Genomic DNA, 19,503 nt, shown 5'->3' with positions numbered 1-19,503 from the left:
AAGTCGGGGTCGGGCATACCCACGACTCTAAATGGACAAAGAACGGGCATAAGACCAGGGTTTCTGGCAATCCGATCGCTTTGTCAAACCAACCGTCAGTTAAGCCGCTTAGTCGGTTTGATTAGCCGGAGAATCCCCATCTCTTGCTTAGTGGGGAGTATGTCAATGTATCAAACGCTGAACGGCCATGGCTGTGGCCGGCGCAAGTAACACCCCATTACGATAATGACCTGTGGCCAGTAGGACATTCTCATAATTCTCTAATCGATCGATGACTGGCGCACTGCGTCCGTCTGGGCGCGGTCGTAATCCCGACCAGTGTTCGATGACTTCAGCCTCAGCCAATGGGGGATACAGAGCGATCGCCGCCTCTTGCACCGCCTCTAAATGACTCTCATCTGCGGTCACGGTCCCCGTCGAATCCGGGAACTCAACAGTGGCCCCCACCCAACACTCATCATTCGTCAGGGGAACCACATGGACATCGCCCCCCGTTACCACCGGACAATTCTGAGGAAATCCCCCAGGAACACGATAGCGTAGGGCTTGCCCTAAGACCGGCTCAATGGCGATCGCCGCCTGAAGTTGCTGCGACAAAGGGGTTGTCCCCAACCCGGCCGCTAACACCAGCCAATCGGGTTCATAGACCTCTCCTGACTGAGTCGTGACCCGCTGACAGCGGCGTATCTCTGCGGTTGAGAGGTCGGCCGGACCCGAATCGACCTCGACAATCTCCGTCTCCCAACACAGCACCACCCCATTCAATTGGGCCGCCTCCACCAAGGCCTCTGTGAGAGGACGGGGCTGGATTTGGCGATCGCAGCCTGAAAACACCGCCCCCGAAATGGTCTCGACTCCCAACTGAGGAAAGCGACGTTGAATCTGGTCAACCGACCATAACTCTAGGGGAAATCCCTGCTGCTGACGAATCGCCGCCAATCCCTGCCACTTTTGCCAATTTTCCTCCATAGAACAGAGTTTCAAAATTCCCGCATCATTCCTCGGCAAATCACGCCCCAGTTTCGCCTCTAACTCCGGAATTAACGTGGCATAGCGTTGCCAACTCTGCTGTCGCAGTTTCCAAGCCCGACTCTTCGCTTTTTTCTGACTAATAGCCGCCATTAACACCCCCAGAGCCGCCCCCGTTGACCCGGCCGCCGGGCGATCGCGATCGCACAGAATCACCTCAAACCCCGGAATCAGGCTTAACTCATAGGCGATCGCCGCCCCCACGACTCCCGCACCCACAATCAACACTTGCGTCATGTCAACAAATCCTCACTTTTTCACGATATCTTGATAGTCTTTACCCTAAAAGACCCAAACCTCCCTGACAACCAAGGTGCCATCGAGTCTCAGAGTCGATTCAACCAAAAAAGTCCCAACTCAACCAACATTTTTGGGGCAAACTTCACGACTGTAATACAATGAACAATTGGCTGCACAAGTAGCCTGTCGTGCGTTATCTCGCTCCTCAAAGGTTTTACCCTCTATGACCGCATCCACCCATATCCTCATGTGTCCGCCTCATCACTACGATGTGGACTACGTTATCAACCCCTGGATGGAAGGAAACATCCATCGCTCATCGCGCGATCGCGCCGAAAGCCAATGGGAAGGACTCCATAAAATCCTCAAAGACCATGCCATCGTCGATCTCGTCGAACCCCAAAAAGGCGTTCCCGACATGGTCTTCACCGCCAACGCCGGCCTCGTCCTCGGCGACAACGTCGTCTTAAGTCGCTTCTACCACCCCGAACGCCAGGGAGAAGAACCCTACTTCAAACAATGGTTTGAAGACAACGGCTTCACCGTCTACGAACTCCCCAAAGACCTCCCCTTTGAAGGAGCCGGCGACGCACTCCTCGATCGCGAAGGCCGTTGGCTGTGGGCCGGATATGGATTTCGCTCCGAACTCGACTCCCACCCCTACCTCGCCAAATGGCTTGACATTGAAGTCATCTCCCTGCAACTCGTCGATAATCGTTTCTACCACCTCGATACCTGCTTCTGTCCCCTAACCAACGGTTATCTCCTCTACTATCCCCCCGCCTTCGACTTCTACTCCAACCGTCTCATCGAAATGCGGGTTCCCCCAGAAAAACGCATTATCGTCAACGATGACGATGCCGGGAACTTTGCCTGCAACGCCGTCAACGTCGGCGATGTGGTGGTCATGAACCAAGTCAGTGACAGCCTCAGCCGCCGCCTCAGCGACGTTGGCTTCACCGTCATCCAAACCCCCCTCAGCGAATTTCTCAAAGCCGGTGGGGCCGCCAAATGCCTCACCCTGCGGACCACAGAACCGGTGATGCCCAACGTTCATGCGGTGGACTCCGTCGTCTCGACCACCGTCACCCTCGAAGGCCATCTCCTCGATGCGGGGATTATCAACCGCGCCTTAGATCTCGTCGTCGAAGGGGGGGGAAGTTTCCAAGTCCGTAACTTTAACCTCGGCGAACAGCGTCAAAGCACCTCAACCGCTGACGTTCACATTTCCGCCCCCTCCAACGACGTGATGGAGGAAATTCTGGCCCAACTAATCGAGTTGGGGGCCGTGTCTCTTCCCGAAGATCAATCTGACGCCGATCTCGCAGCGGTCGAAAAAGCGGGTGTTGCCCCCGATGACTTCTATGTCACCACCATTTATCCCACCGAAATTCGCGTCAACGGCGAGTGGATTCGCGTCAGCAAACAACGGATGGATGGGGCCATCGCCGTTCAAGAGACTCCTGAGGGGATCGTGGCTGAATGTAAAATTCTACGAGACTTAGAAACCCACGAGAAAGTTGTCGTCGGGGTTTCAGGGATTCGCACCGTGCGTAAACCTGAATCCCGCGAAAAACGCGGTAGCCAAGAATTTGGCTTCATGTCCGCCGGTGTCTCGAGTGAACGGCGAGTGGAACTGGTGGTTGAACAAGTGGCCTGGGAACTGCGGCGGATTCGCGATCGCGGTGGCAAAGTCGTCATCACCGCCGGCCCCGTCGTCATTCATACTGGGGGCGCTGAACATCTCTCCTGGTTAATTCGCGAAGGCTATGTTCAAGGCCTCCTCGGCGGAAATGCGATCGCCGTCCATGATATGGAACAATCCTGTCTCGGCACCTCCCTCGGGGTGGACATGAAACGAGGAATCGCCGTTCGCGGCGGCCATCGCCACCACCTCAACGTCATCAACACCATTCGTCGTCATGGCAGTATCGCCAAAGCCGTCGAGGCCGGTGTGGTCGATCATGGGGTGATGTATGAATGTGTCAAACATGATGTCCCCTTCGTTCTGGCCGGGTCCATCCGTGATGATGGTCCCCTTCCTGATACGGAAATGGATCTGATTCGCGCCCAGGAACGCTATGCGGAGTTAGTGCGCGGTTCTGATATGATTCTCATGCTCTCGACTATGCTGCATTCCATTGGGGTGGGCAACATGACCCCCGCTGGCGTGAAGATGGTTTGTGTGGATATTAACCCGGCGGTCGTGACCAAACTCAGCGATCGCGGTTCCGTGGAATCGACGGGAGTGGTAACCGATGTGGGCTTATTCTTGAGTCTGTTAGTCAAACAACTGGCGCAATTAACCAGTCCCCTCATCAACGCCTAACTCAAACGGGCCGAGACCCGTCCCAAGATCGTTTCTAAGTCCAAACTGGCGGCGACGGCTGCCAGTTTGCTGGTATCTCGACAATCGGCTAGATGGGGAATGCAGCCTAAGACGCGCACTTGTGTCAGGGATTCAATTAAATCCTGGGGTGTCCATTGTGCAATTTGTTCAGGAGAACGGGGTTCGACGCAGTTGAGGATAATCCCCAGCAGATTGACCTTCATTTGACGCGCGAGGGCCACATTGGCCACGGCTTGGGCGATCGCCCCGAGTTTGACCGGAACCACTAACAGGGTCGGAAGCCGCCAATCTCGGGCCAAATCTGCGACCGTGAGTTCCCGCGTCACCGGAGACCCCAAGCCGCCGAGAAACTCGACCAGGAGGAGATCGCGGCTGTTGCGTAACGCTTGCAACTCCCGCCAAACCTGGCCTAAATCAATCTCCCGTCCTTCCTGTTCAGCGGCCAGTGGGGGCGCTAGGGGGGCTTCAAAAAACTGAGGATTGAGGGATTGGGGGGATTGATCGAGATCAAAGATCTCTTGAAACCACTCGCGATCGCCTACTCCTGACTGAACTGGCTTCATTAGTCCCAACGATTGGTCCGAGAGATGCTGCTGACAATAGGCCAGCAAGGCCCCTGTGAGAATCGTCTTTCCGGTATCGGTATCGGTGCCAGCAATGGCTAAGGTTTTCATGGTTTAATGATGTGCCAGTAATTCCTGATAGAAGGCCAACTGTTTCTGAGCGATCGCCCGGTTGGTGTACTCCGCTAAGGCTCGATGATAGCCCCGTTGGGCCAGTTCTCCGGCTAACTCCGGATTTTCCATTAACTTTAGCAGACAATCCCGCAGGCGATCGGCATCTCCCTCGGGAAAGACCAAGCCACTCTCACCAATGACATGGGGGATTTCTCCGGAGTCAGACCCAATCACCGGAACTCGACAGGCCATGGCTTCGATTAAGACATGACCAAATTGTTCTTTCCAGCCCACCGAGGAGAGCGTTTTAAAGCGATAGGTGGTTTCCGAGGGTAACAGTAAGGTATCTAAAAGATTGATATAGCGAGATACCTGATCATGGGGAACACTCTCAACAAAGGTGAGTTTATCGGCCACCCCCTGCTGTTGCGCCCAAGCCTCCAGAGGGTCTCGCAACGGACCGCGTCCGAGGAGTAACCAACGCCAGGGGCGATCGCCAAGTCCTTGTAGAGCTTTGGCCAGGGTCATTAAGCCCTTCTCTTCTACAAATCGCCCCACAAATCCGACCACAAACTCTTGTGGCTCGATTCCCAATTCTTCTCGCAAATCTAAGACATTTTGAGGACAAAATAACTGTTCATCAACCCCGAGTTGTGGCAACACAGTCATGGCTCCCTTGTAACCATGATCCCGGAGAATCGTCGCCCCATCTTGATTGCCAACCACGACACCATCGGTATGGTTAAGATTATAGCGTTCTAAGGCTGAGAGGGGAAACTTGACCTTATAGGGTAAATTCCACCAGGTAAAAAAGACGTTTTTTGCCTTCAGGTTTAGCAGTCGATTGTAGGTAATAAATTGAGCATATCCCAGAGACTTAGCCCCCTGCTCAACCTGAATAATATCTGGTTTAAACTCTTTTAGAATTCCAAATAAATCCAAGCCAAATGTCAAAAGTCCCTGTTGATTTTTGCTGAAGTTTGAAACAGGAACAACCCGAAAATTTCCTTCATCGACGGGTTGACTTTCGACCAGCTTTTTCTGGACTCCTCCTGGTTTCCAACGCTTGGGAACCACAACCATGACCTCAATATTGGGTTCTAAACGAGCAAGTTCTCGTAATTTCTCACGATTGAGGTCAACAATATAGGTGTGGCTGGCAACTAAAATTTTCATGAGTTTGGCGTGAGTAACAGTCTCGAACAGGGAACTGGGAATCGAATTAGCTTAGCCCAAGGGTTCAAATTTCTCGTCTTGTCGGCTATAGACTTGTCCATCATCCCAGAGGGACTGAATCCAAGTTTTTAGGGCTTTGAGTAATCCCAGTTTATAAAAGGCGAAACGCACTAGAATCTTGACCGGGGAGCCACTTTTGTTGCAGGGAGGATGACCGAGAACATGACAGTCAAACAATTTACTAAAAAAGCGTAAGCATTGTCCAGGGGTTAAATTGTGGAGACCCAAGAAAAAGTGATTGTGGTAAAAGGTGATTTGGTATTGAACCGATTTTGTGCCAATGTCATGACAGCCCCCGGTTTCTTCCCCGAGATGGATGAGGGACGCCTCTGGATCGTACCAAATTTGCCGATTAGTTTTGCGAAATTGCAAACAAAAATCCGATTCTTCGCGCACCGCACTACCGCGATAGCGTTCATCGAAGCGTAGATTAAACTTTTCAAATAACTCGCGACGGAAGGACATATTGCAGCCGCGTGCTGAGAGGACTTGTTGAGGTTTAATGGTGTGGACTAGGTCAATGTGATACCAGGCAATACCGGGGTCCATGGCTTCGGGGGGTAGATCTTCAATTTTTAAGGCCCCGCCGGAGTCGGCCAGTTTCATGCGATCGAAGACGCGGCCGGCGACGGCTCCGATTTCGGGGCGATCGCGGTAATTGCGAGCATGAGTTTCCAAGTAATGGGGTTCGAGTTGTACATCATCATCAATAAAGACGATGATATCCCCGCTGGCTCGCCGCACGGCGTAGTTTCTCGCTCCTGGGAGGCTGGCCCAGTCCACGCAATACCAATCAATTTGGCCCGAGTCGGCTAACTCCTGTAAATAGGTTTGGGTTTCGGGTTCATGTTCGGCGGTTTGGTCGACGACAATGACCTCAAACTGGGGATAGTCCTGTTTGAGGACATCGGCGATGGTGTCCCGGAGAGCCGCTTCGCGGCGAAAGGTGGGAATCACCACAGACATGGATAGGGATGTCACAGTTGGGCTACTCCTTGTCATCGTTTGCGCTTTTTCTTCTTCTTAGTCTTAGCATTTTCGTCCTCATCTAGCTCTCGGGCGGCTCGTTCCTCTACATCCTCTCGCTCCACATCAGGAAGTCGTAGCATCAAGCCGACAATCATCCAGTAATACACGGCGACCGGGTCTACGTCGAGGGGATAGTAGTAGGTTTGATAGCTAATAAAAAATATGAACACCCAGAAGGAGGCGGCATAACTACGCCAAACCTTATCTTTGAGCGATCGCCAGATCTTAAAGCTCGTGACGGTAATGGCGGTCACAAAACCTAAAAAGGCCAGGACTCCCAATGTCCCAATTTCATAAATGAGTTTGGGATAATAGGTCTCAATCAGTCGAGTATCACCAAACATACGAGTTGAGTTGGTCGCTCGTCCCACTCCATAGCCTAAGGGCCGTTGTCCGTGAGATGCATGTTCAGCCTGCTCAGTAATAAAACCAGTTGGTGGTGATGCATTCCAACGGTCAACTGTACTGTCAATCCGTTCTTGAATCACATCAGGAAAGAGAATAAAACTCAGCACAATGAGTAATGCTAAACCACCTACAATTGGAATAAACCGGGCTGGTTTGGAGAGTTGCCCGGTTAAGACTAACATGATCACAATAATAACCGGAACTAATAATAAAGCAATTCGTTGTCCTGAAATGACGGCATTTGCAAACACGAGAGCCATCCCCAGAAAACTAATCAATTGCCAAATTAGAGAGGGATCACTAAAAGCCGAGGCGAAGGTTAAAAATGTGTTGCCAATTAAAAACCAAGCCCATTGCCAAGGTGCAACAAACGTCCCTGGCAAGCGAATCATACCTTGAGAGGGACTATAGACTAATGACCCTCCCACCAAGCATTTTGCATCTAAGGTCGCTTTAAACAACGCATCTCCGGTTAAGTGATCGGTTCCTTTACAGGCCCCTGTTATTAACATCATGTACTGCATCAACCCTAAACCACAGCAGATAATTGCTAGGACAACATGCAAACGAGTAAAACGTAAGAAATCCTTTTTGTTTCGGATCAGATAATAGGTGCAGGTAATCAAGGGAATGTATCCGAGTAAGACCTTCATCCCCAAAATACCCATGAAGAAAAACTTCCCTTCCGGTGGCTTACGAGCCATCGGTCCAGTGGGTGGATTAGCACTGGCAATATGCAAAGGTAGGTTGACCACAAATAAAGTTGCCAAGACAAAACCAATTAAAATAATTAGAGGTTTCTGAATTTGTTTGGGGATGATTATCGGTTTTCCTTTCTTTTTAAGCTCCAAAAAAATAGCCGCCATTGCCGGAAAAGCAAAGCCATCTTTGGCGAGTTGAAAAATAGCATTGCCTCCACCAATCCAATAGGTTACCGTCCCGGCGAAGGGCATATAGATCGTGAACAGCCACAAGGCTAAATATGGATACACAAATGAGATCCATAAAACGGTAATGCCTCCTCCTCCGGCGATCGCGAGTTTGACATCTGCGGCAAAAAACAGGGCGATGCCAACCACGGCTCCCAGCCCCCCTGCTGTTGTAACGGTTTGGATAAAGGCTTGCCGCTCTTTGGCGGCTTGTCGCTTTTGTGCGGCTAACTCTTTTTTACTGAGAACTGGCTCGTCGGGTTTAGCCGCCTGTTGCCCTTTTTTCTTAGATTTTGTTTTCGGCATCGTCTAAAATTAGGTGCGATCACAATAGTCCTAGTGTGAACGGTTATGAACCATCATCGCCAAGCTGCGATGATGTTGAGTATTCACATTACACTTCGGACGTCGACTCCCGAATATCCTCTTGTTCCAGAATAGGAAGTCGTAGAGTTGCCCCGATAATCATCCAGTAGTATATGGCGATAGGGACAACATCTAAGGGGTAGTAGTAGCTTTGGTAGCTAATCAAGAGGATGAACAGCCAGAAGCAGGCGGCATAACATTGCCACCGTTTCTGGGTGAGCGATCGCCATACCCTGAAGGTCACTACTGTAATCACGGTAACAAGACCTAAAAATGCGGCCACCCCCAGGATACCAATTTCATAAAGAAGTTTGGGATAATAGGCTTCGATGAGTCGTGTTTCACCAAAAATTCTCGTTGAGTTCGTAGCCCGTCCTAGTCCATGACCCAAGAGCGTCTTATCTTGAGATACAATTTGTAGTTGATTGGTAATAAAACTGATTGGGGGTGATGCTTGCCACCAATTTATAGCGGCATCGATACGCCCCCGAATAAAATTTGGAAAAAGAATAAAACTAATTCCTGTTATTAGCAAAAGACCCAGAAAGAGCAAAACAGATCTTCGTGGTTTCGATGATAAACCCGTTATAGCTAAAATCAAAATTACGATAAAAGGTGTCAACAGTAAAGCAATTGATTGGCCCGAAATAATTGTGCTAATCAAGATTAATGCCATCGCCAAAAAGCTGATTGAGCGCCACTTCGGCGATGGATCGGCCAAGGCAGATGCCAGCATCAAAAAAGTGTTAGCAATTAGGAACCAAGTCCATTGCCAAGGTGAAACAAAGGTTCCAGGTAAGTGAATTGCATTGTGTGAAGGAGTATAAAGTAATGCCCCACCTACAAAGCATTTGGCATCTACAGTCGCTTGAAAGAGTGCATCTCCGAGTAGGTGATCAGTTCCTTGACACAGTCCTGTTGCCAGCATTGCATATTGTACTAATCCCAGACTACAACAAATCACAGCAAGAACAACATGTAAGCGAGTAAAGCGCCAGAAATCCCTTTTTGTTTGTAACATATAATAGGTACAGGTAATTAAAGGTAAATATCCCAGCAAGATTTTTAGTCCCAATACGCCCATGAGTAGAAAATTTCGTCCAGGGGGATTTGTGTCTGCAAAATTCAAAGGTAAATTAATAGTAAGCAGCGTCAGCAAAACGAGGCTCAGCATAATGATCAGGGGTTTTTTGAGCGCCCGAGGAATAATTAAGGGTTGCTCCTGTTTTGTGAGTCTCCAAAAAATGGAAATCATCGCCGGGATGGCCAGAGCATCTTTTGCTGCTTGAAAAACGATATTTCCTCCGCCAAGCCAATAGGTGACTGTCCCAGAAAAGGGCATATAAATCACCAACAACCATAAGGCTAAATAAGGATGAATGAACGATAGACTAATGACAGTAAGTCCAATACCTCCAGCGATCGCCAACTGCAAATTTGTAATCAGCAACAGAGCTAACCCGACCAAAAATCCCACTCCCACAGCCGGAGCAACCCCCTGCCAAAACGGATATTGCCCTAGGGAAACTAATTTCGAACTCGGGTCTGCTACAGGACGCACAACCGAGTCATCAGAGTCAGGAGTCTGTTCTCGGTTTTGGTCAAAGTTTGAGTTAGACATGATCTGAAACCCTCGTCAATCACGATAGGTGTATAGTGAAATTTAGCAATCAACCAGAATCTAATCAGAGTCAACATTTATGGGAACGATTGAAGGCGAATATCTAGCGAACACACACAATTGTCTGGTGTTAAATCTCTCCCATTAGAGGTCTCGAGTCAAAATCGACTGAGTCTTAAGACGCAGTGAAGCATCCCTATGATGGCAACTGAGACCCTTCAACCCAGCAGCAGTCGTTAAACGTTTGAAATTCCCCTCAATTGGCTCCAATATAGCTTTTCTTATTCAGGACTGTCACCCTTTGATGGAGCGGCGATCGCCACCCGTTTAAGAAATTCCCCGAAATCCTGGCACCCTCAGCGTTTACTATGAGGGATATCTTTTTTTTCGCCTCCCGATGTTTCATGTCTTCGTCTAAACCGTCTTTCCAGGGCCGGATTGCTGAACTTCCCGAAGTACAAGTCGATCCCCAACAGGACTGGTCAACCTCATCTGTATCCCAATTACAGTTTTCCTTAGTTATCCCAACCTACAATGAGCGGCATAACCTGGAAATCCTGATTGAGCAGTTGCGTCAACTCCTCGATCGCCTTCTCAGTCATGACTATGAACTGATTGTCGTGGATGACGATAGCCCCGATCGCACCTGGGAAGTGGCCCAACGCTTAGCGGAGACCTATCCCCAAGTTCGCGCCCTCCGTCGTCAGGGAGAACGAGGACTCTCGACGGCCGTTATTCGCGGCTGGCAGGTGGCCCGGGGTCAAGTTCTCGGAGTCATCGATGCTGACTTGCAGCATCCGCCCGAGATTCTCGAACAACTTTGGCAACAAATCGAACGAGGGGCAGATTTAGCCCTAGCCAGTCGTCATGTCGACGGCGGTGGCGTCAGTGACTGGAGTCTGAGTCGGCGTATTCTCTCCCGAGGCGCTCAACTGGTGGGACTGATCCTCTTACCGGGTGTTGTGGGGCGCGTCTCGGACCCCATGAGTGGGTTTTTTATGGTGCGCCGGAGTGCGATCGCCGAACGGTTTTTAGACCCCATCGGCTATAAAATTCTCATTGAAGTCCTCGGCCGAGGGGATATTTCCTGGATTGGCGAAGTCGGCTATGTCTTCCAAGAACGAGAGCAGGGCCAAAGCAAGGTCACCTGGAAACAGTATCTCGACTATCTGCAACATCTTGGCAAATTGCGGCTGGACTTACTGCCCGTGCAGCGATTTCTGCGCTTTGGACTGGTGGGATTAACCGGGGTTGTCGTCGATTTAGCGGTGTTTTACGTTTTGCGAGAACGTTGGCAGTTGGGGTTAACCCGTAGCGCCATGCTTTCGGCAGAAGTGGCGATTCTTAATAACTTTTACTGGAACGATCGCTGGACGTTCTCCGATTTGTCCCGCCAACAACGGGGATGGCGTAAACAACTCAAGCGGTTCCTCAAATTCAATATCGTCTGTTTAGCCGGCTTAATTCTCAATGTGCTGATTGTGAATATCCTCTTTAACCTACTTGGGGTCAACGACTATCTCTCGAAACTGCTGGCGATCGCCCTAGTGACACTTTGGAACTTCAGCATTAACCTAAAACTGAGTTGGCGGGTCACCGATGTCAGCGACCCTTAACCGAGTCTATTGGCCTAATACCCCTGTTTGCACCGTGAGGGTTTCTGTTGTCCCGTTGCGGGAGACCTCCAGAGTGAGGCGATCGCCCACCCCGACGCGGGACACCGCCTCTTGCACCGCCTCAGCGGAGGTCACCGACTCGCCATCAATGCGGCGAATCACGTCTCCAGAGCGTAATCCACCCTGGTCCGCCGGAGAACCGGGCATCACTTGCACAATTAAGACCCCTTCGTCGACCTCAATGCGAAAACTTTGATTGGGATTACGGTTGAGATTTTCTTTCACCTGAGGAGATAGAGTGACCATTTGAATCCCCAAAAAGGGATGCTCAACCTGACCATCTTCAATGAGTTCCTCAGCTATACGAGCCACCGTATTGATGGGAATGGCAAATCCTAACCCCTGAGCATTTTGGATAATGGCCGTGTTCATACCGACCACACGACCCTCCTGATCCAAAAGCGGCCCCCCAGAATTGCCGGGATTAATAGCGGCATCTGTTTGAATGAAATCAACCCGTTTGTCGGCCACACCGACCTCACTACTAGAGCGGCCAATGGCGCTAATAATGCCGGTGGTGACCGTATTATCGAGTCCGAGGGGATTTCCAATGGCGATCGCCCATTCCCCCGGTTGTAGTCCCTCACTGTCACGCAAAGTGACCGCCGGAAGATCCTCGGCTTCAATCTGAACCACGGCCACATCCGTCACCGGGTCAGATCCCAAGACGCGGCCCTCAAAACTCCGGCCATCTCGCAGCGTCACCGTCACCGAATCGGCCCCATCAATGACATGAGCATTGGTAACAATTTTGCCATCGGAGCTGAGGATAAAGCCCGATCCCGCCCCCTGTTCGATACGTTCCTGGGGCGCATTGGGCGTCTGAAAGCCAAAAAACTGGCGAAACATCGGATTATCGAATTGAGGCGGGAGCGATCGCGCTGTCACCGTGCGCTCAGCATCAATGCGAACCACCGCCGATCCCACCGTACTCACCACCTCAGCCACAAAGTTCCCCGGAGGCGGTATGGCTGAGTTGTCTGTATCCGGGGTCATTACGGGGGCCTGGGGACTTTGTCGGTCGGCCCTTTGTCCCGACGTGGGACGAGATCCCGAGTTGACATCATCCGTCAGCGATCGCGACGAGAACGCTTCAGTGGCCCCCCAGACAACACCGCCTCCGAGGAGGAACACGACAAGATAAGACAGGAGCGATATTTTACGCCCCGGAGACTCCGGCGGTGTTCTCTTGTGATCGTCAGATCCATAACCTTGGGATGGGTTGCGCATGGTATCCTATGGGAGCTTGCGGCATCGTCAAAAGAAGAAAGTCAGTCCAAGTCTTGTAACTGGTGATGTGAGGAGTGAGGGGATTAGAGGAACTGACCCATCATGCTTGGACTGACTTGTAGACTAAGATAAACCCTTGATGTGACGCTCGTGTGACACTTAGATCTCACAGATGTGACCCCTCTGGCTCAAGAGTTCGTTTAATGGATAGATGCCTCTCATGTTAGCTCAGGGTTTGTACTCCCTCAATGACTTGCAACAGCTCATCGAGGGCGATGGCGATCGCTGGCGGCCCCTTGTCTTTACCAATGGCTGCTTTGACCTGTTGCACTGTGGCCATGTGCGTTATCTTCAGGCCGCCAAAGCCCTTGGGCGATCGCTAATTGTCGGGGTCAATAGCGATCGGTCCGTCGCCGCCCTCAAACCGCCGGCCCCCGGACAACCGCCCCGTCCCATTATCCCGGACATCGAGCGGGCAGAAGTGCTGGCCGCCCTCAAACCCGTCGATGGGGTCTTTATTTTTCCGGAAACCACGGCGATGGCCGCGATCAATCTCCTACGGCCGGACATTTATGTCAAAGGGGGGGATTACTGTCCCGATACTCTCCCCGAGGCCCCAACCGTGCGCGCCTATGGAGGAGAGATTCACCTGATCGAGATTGAGGTTCCCCAATCCACCACTCACATCGTCCGTCGTATTCTGGGAGAATAAAGAGGACAATAAGAAGTCCCTGTGATACATAAGGTCCAGACCATGATGATCGATCCGACGCTTGCCCAGGATATGTCTTTAGACTCTGACTGTAACCTTGACTATACCCCCCTCCAAGACCTGCTCGCCCAAGAGAAGTTTGAAGAAGCCGATCGCCTCACCCGTGAATTGCTCTGTGAAGCCGCCAGCGAGGGGGCGGCGGCCCGCAAATGGCTCTACTTTACCGAAGTTTCCCTCATCCCAGTCACCGATTTACAGACCATTGACCGTCTGTGGGTGACCTATTCCGACGGGAAATTTGGCTTTTCCGTGCAACGTCAACTTTGGCTAACCGTCAAACAAGACTGGGATAAACTCTGGCCCCGTATGGGCTGGAAAAATGGCAATAGTTGGACGCGCTATCCCCAGGGCTTTACCTGGGATCTCAGTGCGCCGAAGGGGCATCTACCACTTTCAAATCAACTGCGTGGGGTGCGAGTGTTAGCTGCACTCTTTAACCATCCCGCTTTTCGTTAATGCCTCGTTTTTGAGGTCGCGCCTCGTCCAGTGTAGGGCGATCGCGACATCAGAATCGATTTTGGTGCGATGATGATGCCAACAGATTCTATGACCGATTTGGCCCCAACCTCCAACGCTCTGGCCGCACTTCGTGATGGCGGTGTCCTGGATCTCAACTCGAAGCGCGTCTTACAAACCGCCGTCGATACAGTCGCCGAGGCCCTCGATCTGCCTCTGGCTTGGGTCAGTTTGCTCGATGAGCGCGGCCAAGGGATTCATGTCCAACGCCTCAACTCCGACGATTCGACCTTGTCTTTGTCCGGGTGCGATCGCTGCGATGAGTCCTCTCAGTTTTGTCCTCAGGTCGTTGAGACACAACAACCCCTGGTGATTCGCGATGCCGCTCGAACCCCTGAATATGCCAATCAGCCCCTAGTACAACAGTCTGGAATTCGGGCCTATTTAGGTGTTCCCTTAATCGATGAGCGGGGGGACTGTTTTGGGACTTTGGCCGTCATCGATACCGCGCCGAGATCCTTTCGCCTGCATGAAATCACCCTCATGGAACTGGCCGCTGAGTCAGCCATGCTGAAGCTCGATATCGCGTCGCGGGGTCGCTCCCCGAGCGCTAAAGTCGAGCCAGCACCCCTCCCGGCAGATGATCACGCCTCCGCCTCCGCCTCAGCGGTCCAAACCCAACTCCTGGACCGATTTCTGCAAGACTTGCGAACCCCCTTAACCTCAGTTATGGGGATGACCAGCGTCCTCAACCGAGAAATTTATGGCCCCCTGCGCCGTAAACAAAAAGAATATCTCGACATCATTCACAATAGCGGCCAGTATATGTTGGCCATGGTGGAGGAGATTCTTATGCTACGGGAGTTGACGGCCTTGGACTCAAGTCTATCCGTGTCGCCTGTGGACTTAGATATGCTCTGCCAACAGGTGCTCAACATTCTCGAACCCTTGGCCAACCGCCGTGAGCAACAACTGAACGTCTCGATCGAAGAGAGCGATCGCCGTTGGACCCTAGATAAGGCTAAATTTCAGCAACTGCTCTATCACTTGGTGGCCCATCTGATTCAGCATAGTGATCTCGGGGCCAGGCTGCAACTGCGGGTTCGACGCTGTTCCCCGAGCCAGCTTGAGTTATCGTTAGCCTCTTGCCAATCCCCCGATGGGGAAACCTTACCCGAGAGTGAATTGGAACGCTTTGGACTAACCTCGACCACAGCCGCCCCGTCAGTCCGAGGAGGATCATCGCTGCGGGAGGTCAGTCTGTTTGGTAAACTGCAAGCAAAGCCGATGCAGGCCGATGACCCCGAGTTAGGGTTGTTCTTTGCCTGCCAACTGGTTCACGTCCAGCAAGGAACCTTGACGATCCGGGGATCGGCAACAGAAGGCTATCGCTATGTTGTCCGATTGGGCGATGGCTGAGCTGAGCTGAGCTGAGATTCCCATGACTAAGCCCCCCCTGTGCGGTAAATTGGAGAGTATGTATAACGACGACCTCGGCACGATTGACAGTAAAAATAATCTTGAGAGTCCTCTGGATCGCTTGGGGGCGGCTGATGCCGATGACGCCGCTCGCCCCGATCCCGAGGCCATGTTGCCGTTGCTAGATGCGCCGGAAACGCCACAGCGGATGTTGGCGGCCCGCGCCTTCTGTGAGCTGCATGATGAACGGGCCATTCCCAAGTTGATTAGTCTACTAGAGGATGCCTGTCCGTTGGTGCGTGTCAGTGCCTCCTATGCGTTGGGACGTAATACCCATGCCGATGCCGTTGAGCCTCTGATTGCTCGCTTACAGGATTGGAATGGTTATGTTCGCAAAGGGGTGGTCTGGGCCTTAGGTAACTGTGGCGATCGCCGCGCCTTAGAGCCGCTGGTGGAAGCTTTAACAACCGATATTCCCGCCGTTCGCCTCTGGGCCGCCAGTTCCTTGGGGCAGTTGGCTAAAGTGGGCTATGAGACCATTGTCAGTGCTGTTCCGCCTTTGATTGAAGCCCTGCGAAAAGACCCGGTTTCAGCGGTTCGTAGTAATTGTGCTTGGGCGTTGGGGCAAATTTGCCGCGAATTGCCCTCCAATGTGGTGTACGCCGGGGCGATCGATTCCCTTCTCGAAGCCCTCGAAGATGACGACGATATGGGCGTTCGCGAGGATGCTCGCTCCTCCCTACTACGAGTCGGCGATCCCCGAGGCTTGCAGGTGATTGAAGACTTAGAACGAGATGGCTGGATTTAACGGCGGCTGAGTTTGAGATTGAGCAGTGAGAAGCCTAACACCGCCAGGAATAAGACTAAGCCGATGGCACAAGCATAGCCAATTTCGAGGCGATCGAAGGCTTGTTCATAGAGATAATAGACAATAGTTTTGGAGCGGTTGCGTGGTCCCCCTTGGGTCATAACATAGACCTCTTCAAAGACTTTCAGGGCCGATAGGGCAGAAATCGTCCCCACCAGCAACAGATAGGGGCGCATCAGGGGAATGGTGATATCCCAATGTTTCCGCCAGCCGTGGGAACCATCCAAGGCCGCCGCCTCGTAGAGTTCGCCGGGAATCCCCTGTAAGCCGGCCAGATAGATGACCATGTAATAGCCCAATCCCTTCCAAACCGTCACCGCCATGACACTAAACAGAGCCAGTTGGGGACTCGTCAGCCAAGGAACCCCAGGAAGTCCTAGAACTTGTAAAATCTGATTGAAGAGTCCGGTCTCCCCATAAAGATATTTCCAGGCTAATCCCGCCACCACCATCGAGACAATGACTGGGGTATAGTAGGCGGCGCGAAACCCAGCGATTCCCCGCAGTTGACGGTTAACCAAAATGGCTAACATTAGGGGAAGAGTCACCAAGAGGGGAACAACACAAAGCAGATAGAGAAGGGTTTGACGTAGAGTTTGCCAAAAGATCGCATCTTGCCAGAGTCGCCGAAAGTTTGTGAAGCCCACCCATTGGGGGAGTTGCGTTAGATCGTACTCATAGCGCGTGAAACTGAGGAGGACCGCCTGGGCTGTCGGTAAAAATACCGTTAAAATGAGGAGAACTCCAGCCGGGAGGAGGAATAAATAGGGGGTCAGACGCTGTTTGAGGGTCGGGTCGAGCATCGGCGATCGCAATTCCACAATGTCCTAGTTTATCCTCTTCTCCCTCTAAGATGAGCAAGATGAGCCAACCCAGTCGTCAACTCCAGGACCAGACTCAGAAACTCCGCCAACAGTTACAAGAGGCGGCCCATGCTTACTATGTCCTCGATGCTCCCATTATGGAAGATGAGGTGTACGATCGCCTCTACCGAGAACTGCAAGCGATCGAACAGGAGTATCCGCAACTCATCTCCCCCGATAGCCCCACCCAGCGCGTCGGGGATAAACCGTCAGCCCAATTCCAGTCAGTTCGCCACAATATCCCCCTCTATAGCCTCGATAACGCCTTTACGATCGCAGAATTTGCCAAATGGCAAGATCGCTGGCAAAACTTGCTCGATGAGGCGATCCAACCTGAGTATATCTGTGAACTGAAAATTGATGGATCTGCCCTGGCCCTGACGTACGAAGATGGCCTGCTGACGCGGGGAGTCACCCGAGGCGACGGAGAAACTGGGGAAGACATCACGCCAAATGTGAAAACCATTCGCTCAATTCCCCTAAGACTCCGGGGTGAGACGATTCCGCCCCAGGTGGAGGTGCGGGGGGAAGCCTTCCTCCCCCTAGAGACGTTTGAACGTCTCAACGCCGAACGTCAGCAGAACCAGGAACCGCTGTTGGCGAATCCTCGCAACGCAGCGGCGGGAACCCTGCGACAACTTGATCCTCAAATGGTCGCCCAACGCCAGCTTCAGTTTTTCGCGTATACCCTTTATATCCCCAGTGACGAGGGCGATCGCCCCTTCCCCACTCACCAAGACGCTTTACAACGGCTGCAAGACTTTGGCTTTCAGGTCAATCCTCACCGCCAACTGGCTCATAGTCTTGAGGAGATTCAGGCCTATTATGAGCGTTGGGAACAAGACCGGCGAGATCTGCCCTATCTCACCGATGGGGTGGTGGTGAAACTCAATGAGATTAGCCTGCAACATCGCCTCGGTTTCACGCAAAAAGCCCCTCGCTGGGCGATCGCCCTCAAGTATCCCGCCGAGGAAGTCCCGACAACGGTTGCATCCGTCAGCTTCCAAGTGGGGCGTACGGGGGCTGTCACCCCGGTGGCTAACCTGAACCCAGTCCAACTGGCGGGAACCACGGTGGCGCGGGCCAGCCTTCACAACGGCGATCGCCTACGGGAATTAGACTTACATATCGGAGACACCGTGGTGGTTCGCAAAGCTGGGGAAATTATTCCCGAGGTGGTGCGAGTCCTGCCTAAATTGCGTCCAGAAGGGGCGCAAGCGGTGCAAATGCCAAATCACTGCCCCGAGTGCCAGGAAGCCCTGTTTAAGCCCCAAGATGAGGCGGTCACGCGCTGTATCAATCGCTCCTGTCCTGCTATTTTGCGGGGGGCGCTGAAGCATTGGGGAAGTCGTGGGGCCTTGGATATTGATGGCTTAGGGGAGAAACTGATCGCTCAACTGTGCGATCGCCGTTTCCTGAACTCGGTCGCCGACCTCTATCGCTTACGTCCCGAGGATTTGAGCCATTTAGAGCGCCTTGGGTCTAAATCAGCCACAAAGCTCGTCGAGTCAATACAGCGGTCCAAACAACAACCCTGGTCACGAGTTCTCTATGGGTTAGGGATTCGTCATGTGGGGGCGGTGAATGCGCAAACCCTGGTGGAGCGCTTTCCCACGGTAGAAGCCTTAGCCGAGGCCAGTTTAGATGAGATGGCCGAGATTAAGGGAATTGGCCCCGAAATTGCTGGAGCGATTTGTGAGTGGTTTGAGGTTCGGGCCAACCGTGACCTCATCGAACACCTGCAAGAGGTTGGCGTGACTCTAGCCGCCCAGGACTCCCCGACAAGCGTCACTCACTCAGAAGCCGTCGCCGCTCAACCTCTAGCCGGCCAAACCCTCGTTCTCACGGGAACCCTGCCCAGTCTGACACGTAACGAGGCGAAAACTCTCATCGAACAGGCTGGGGGAAAAGTGACGGGTTCCGTCAGTTCCAAAACTAATTATGTGGTGGTGGGGGAAAACCCCGGTTCCAAACAAGCCAAAGCCGAAAAATTGGGAATCCCGCAACTCTCGGAAGCGCAGTTACGAGAATTGCTGGACTCTTAGCGGGGATGTCAGGGGTCAGTTATTGAGAATTTTGGGTCTAAAACCCCGTCCTTCTAGGACGGCTTTTGACAATCCTGTTTTTTTGTGCCAAGATTGTTCGTACAACCGATGCCAACGGTGCGATGCTTGTTCTTGAGTTCAAAATCAAAGGGAAGCCCCACCAATACGCGGCGATTGACGAAGCGATCCGAACCGCACAGTTCGTTCGTAACAAGGCACTGCGCTATTGGATGGATACTCCTGGGGTCAACAAATACGACCTTAACAAGTACTGTCGGGTACTCGCTCA

The 19,503-nt window shown here is 52.2% G+C and carries 14 protein-coding genes and 2 pseudogenes; 8 read left to right on the top strand and 8 right to left on the bottom strand.

The window, feature by feature from the left end:
• Positions 1-162 precede the first annotated feature (162 nt).
• A complete protein-coding gene (locus R6U67_RS11880) occupies positions 163-1,266 on the bottom strand; it encodes an NAD(P)/FAD-dependent oxidoreductase (protein ID WP_410252741.1) in 1,104 nt (367 codons plus the stop codon).
• A 226-nt stretch (positions 1,267-1,492) separates the two neighbouring features.
• Between R6U67_RS11880 and R6U67_RS11875 the strand changes: the two genes are divergently transcribed.
• A complete protein-coding gene (locus R6U67_RS11875; protein ID WP_410252740.1) occupies positions 1,493-3,598 on the top strand; it encodes a TIGR00300 family protein in 2,106 nt (701 codons plus the stop codon).
• On the opposite strand, the gene bioD is transcribed toward R6U67_RS11875, so the two are convergent.
• From bioD to R6U67_RS11850, 5 genes are all read right to left on the bottom strand, one after another.
• Positions 3,595-4,293 (bottom strand): dethiobiotin synthase, encoded by a 699-nt coding sequence (gene bioD, locus R6U67_RS11870; protein WP_087712164.1) that lies wholly within the window; start codon positions 4,291-4,293, stop codon positions 3,595-3,597. The genes R6U67_RS11875 and bioD overlap by 4 nt on opposite strands.
• Positions 4,294-4,296: 3 nt before the next feature.
• Positions 4,297-5,472, bottom strand: coding sequence for a hormogonium polysaccharide biosynthesis glycosyltransferase HpsO (hpsO, locus tag R6U67_RS11865; protein ID WP_410252739.1), 1,176 nt, complete (start codon positions 5,470-5,472; stop codon positions 4,297-4,299).
• A 51-nt stretch (positions 5,473-5,523) separates the two neighbouring features.
• Positions 5,524-6,498, bottom strand: coding sequence for a hormogonium polysaccharide biosynthesis glycosyltransferase HpsN (hpsN, locus tag R6U67_RS11860; RefSeq protein WP_410252745.1), 975 nt, complete (start codon positions 6,496-6,498; stop codon positions 5,524-5,526).
• Between the two features lie 32 nt (positions 6,499-6,530).
• A complete protein-coding gene (gene hpsL, locus R6U67_RS11855) occupies positions 6,531-8,204 on the bottom strand; it encodes a hormogonium polysaccharide biosynthesis protein HpsL (RefSeq protein WP_410252738.1) in 1,674 nt (557 codons plus the stop codon).
• A gap of 88 nt (positions 8,205-8,292) precedes the next feature.
• The gene (locus R6U67_RS11850) at positions 8,293-9,885 is read right to left on the bottom strand and encodes a hypothetical protein (protein WP_410252737.1); all 1,593 of its coding nucleotides are present in this window, start codon (positions 9,883-9,885) and stop codon (positions 8,293-8,295) included.
• A gap of 404 nt (positions 9,886-10,289) precedes the next feature.
• Here R6U67_RS11850 and R6U67_RS11845 point away from each other — a divergent pair, with 404 nt between their 5' ends.
• On the top strand, positions 10,290-11,501 hold the full coding sequence (locus R6U67_RS11845) for a glycosyltransferase (protein ID WP_410252736.1): 1,212 nt from the start codon (positions 10,290-10,292) through the stop codon (positions 11,499-11,501).
• A gap of 6 nt (positions 11,502-11,507) precedes the next feature.
• Here the strand turns inward: R6U67_RS11845 and R6U67_RS11840 are convergent, their stop codons facing one another.
• Positions 11,508-12,791 (bottom strand): HhoA/HhoB/HtrA family serine endopeptidase, encoded by a 1,284-nt coding sequence (locus tag R6U67_RS11840; protein ID WP_410252735.1) that lies wholly within the window; start codon positions 12,789-12,791, stop codon positions 11,508-11,510.
• A 220-nt stretch (positions 12,792-13,011) separates the two neighbouring features.
• On the opposite strand from R6U67_RS11840, the gene R6U67_RS11835 reads away from it, so the two are divergent.
• The 4 genes and pseudogenes from R6U67_RS11835 to R6U67_RS11820 all read left to right on the top strand — a co-directional run bounded on the left by R6U67_RS11835 (position 13,012) and on the right by R6U67_RS11820 (position 16,246).
• Positions 13,012-13,503: an adenylyltransferase/cytidyltransferase family protein gene (locus R6U67_RS11835; protein WP_410252734.1), complete on the top strand. Its 492-nt coding sequence runs from the start codon at positions 13,012-13,014 to the stop codon at positions 13,501-13,503.
• 78 nt (positions 13,504-13,581) lie between these two features.
• A pseudogene (locus R6U67_RS11830) lies at positions 13,582-14,019 on the top strand (GUN4 domain-containing protein); the annotation flags it as partial.
• 90 nt (positions 14,020-14,109) lie between these two features.
• On the top strand, positions 14,110-15,438 hold the full coding sequence (locus R6U67_RS11825) for a GAF domain-containing protein (protein WP_410252733.1): 1,329 nt from the start codon (positions 14,110-14,112) through the stop codon (positions 15,436-15,438).
• A gap of 58 nt (positions 15,439-15,496) precedes the next feature.
• Positions 15,497-16,246 carry a HEAT repeat domain-containing protein gene (locus R6U67_RS11820; protein WP_410252744.1) on the top strand — a complete coding sequence of 250 codons (750 nt, stop codon included), beginning with the start codon at positions 15,497-15,499 and terminating at the stop codon, positions 16,244-16,246.
• On the opposite strand, the gene R6U67_RS11815 is transcribed toward R6U67_RS11820, so the two are convergent.
• Positions 16,243-17,109 (bottom strand): carbohydrate ABC transporter permease, encoded by an 867-nt coding sequence (locus tag R6U67_RS11815; protein WP_410252743.1) that lies wholly within the window; start codon positions 17,107-17,109, stop codon positions 16,243-16,245. The genes R6U67_RS11820 and R6U67_RS11815 overlap by 4 nt on opposite strands.
• Before the next feature lie 59 nt (positions 17,110-17,168).
• Here R6U67_RS11815 and ligA point away from each other — a divergent pair, with 59 nt between their 5' ends.
• Together ligA and R6U67_RS11805 are read left to right on the top strand one after the other, a co-directional pair.
• On the top strand, positions 17,169-19,214 hold the full coding sequence (gene ligA, locus R6U67_RS11810; RefSeq protein ID WP_410252742.1) for an NAD-dependent DNA ligase LigA: 2,046 nt from the start codon (positions 17,169-17,171) through the stop codon (positions 19,212-19,214).
• Positions 19,215-19,336: 122 nt separating this feature from the next.
• Positions 19,337-19,503 (top strand): annotated as a pseudogene (locus tag R6U67_RS11805) (RNA-guided endonuclease TnpB family protein); the annotation flags it as partial.

This window comes from Sodalinema sp. (assembly GCF_046483825.1).
In the GTDB taxonomy this organism is placed as follows: Bacteria; Cyanobacteriota; Cyanobacteriia; order Cyanobacteriales; family Geitlerinemataceae; genus Sodalinema.
Note: the sequence above shows the minus strand (reverse complement) of the source record. Positions and strands in the feature narration are given on the sequence as shown.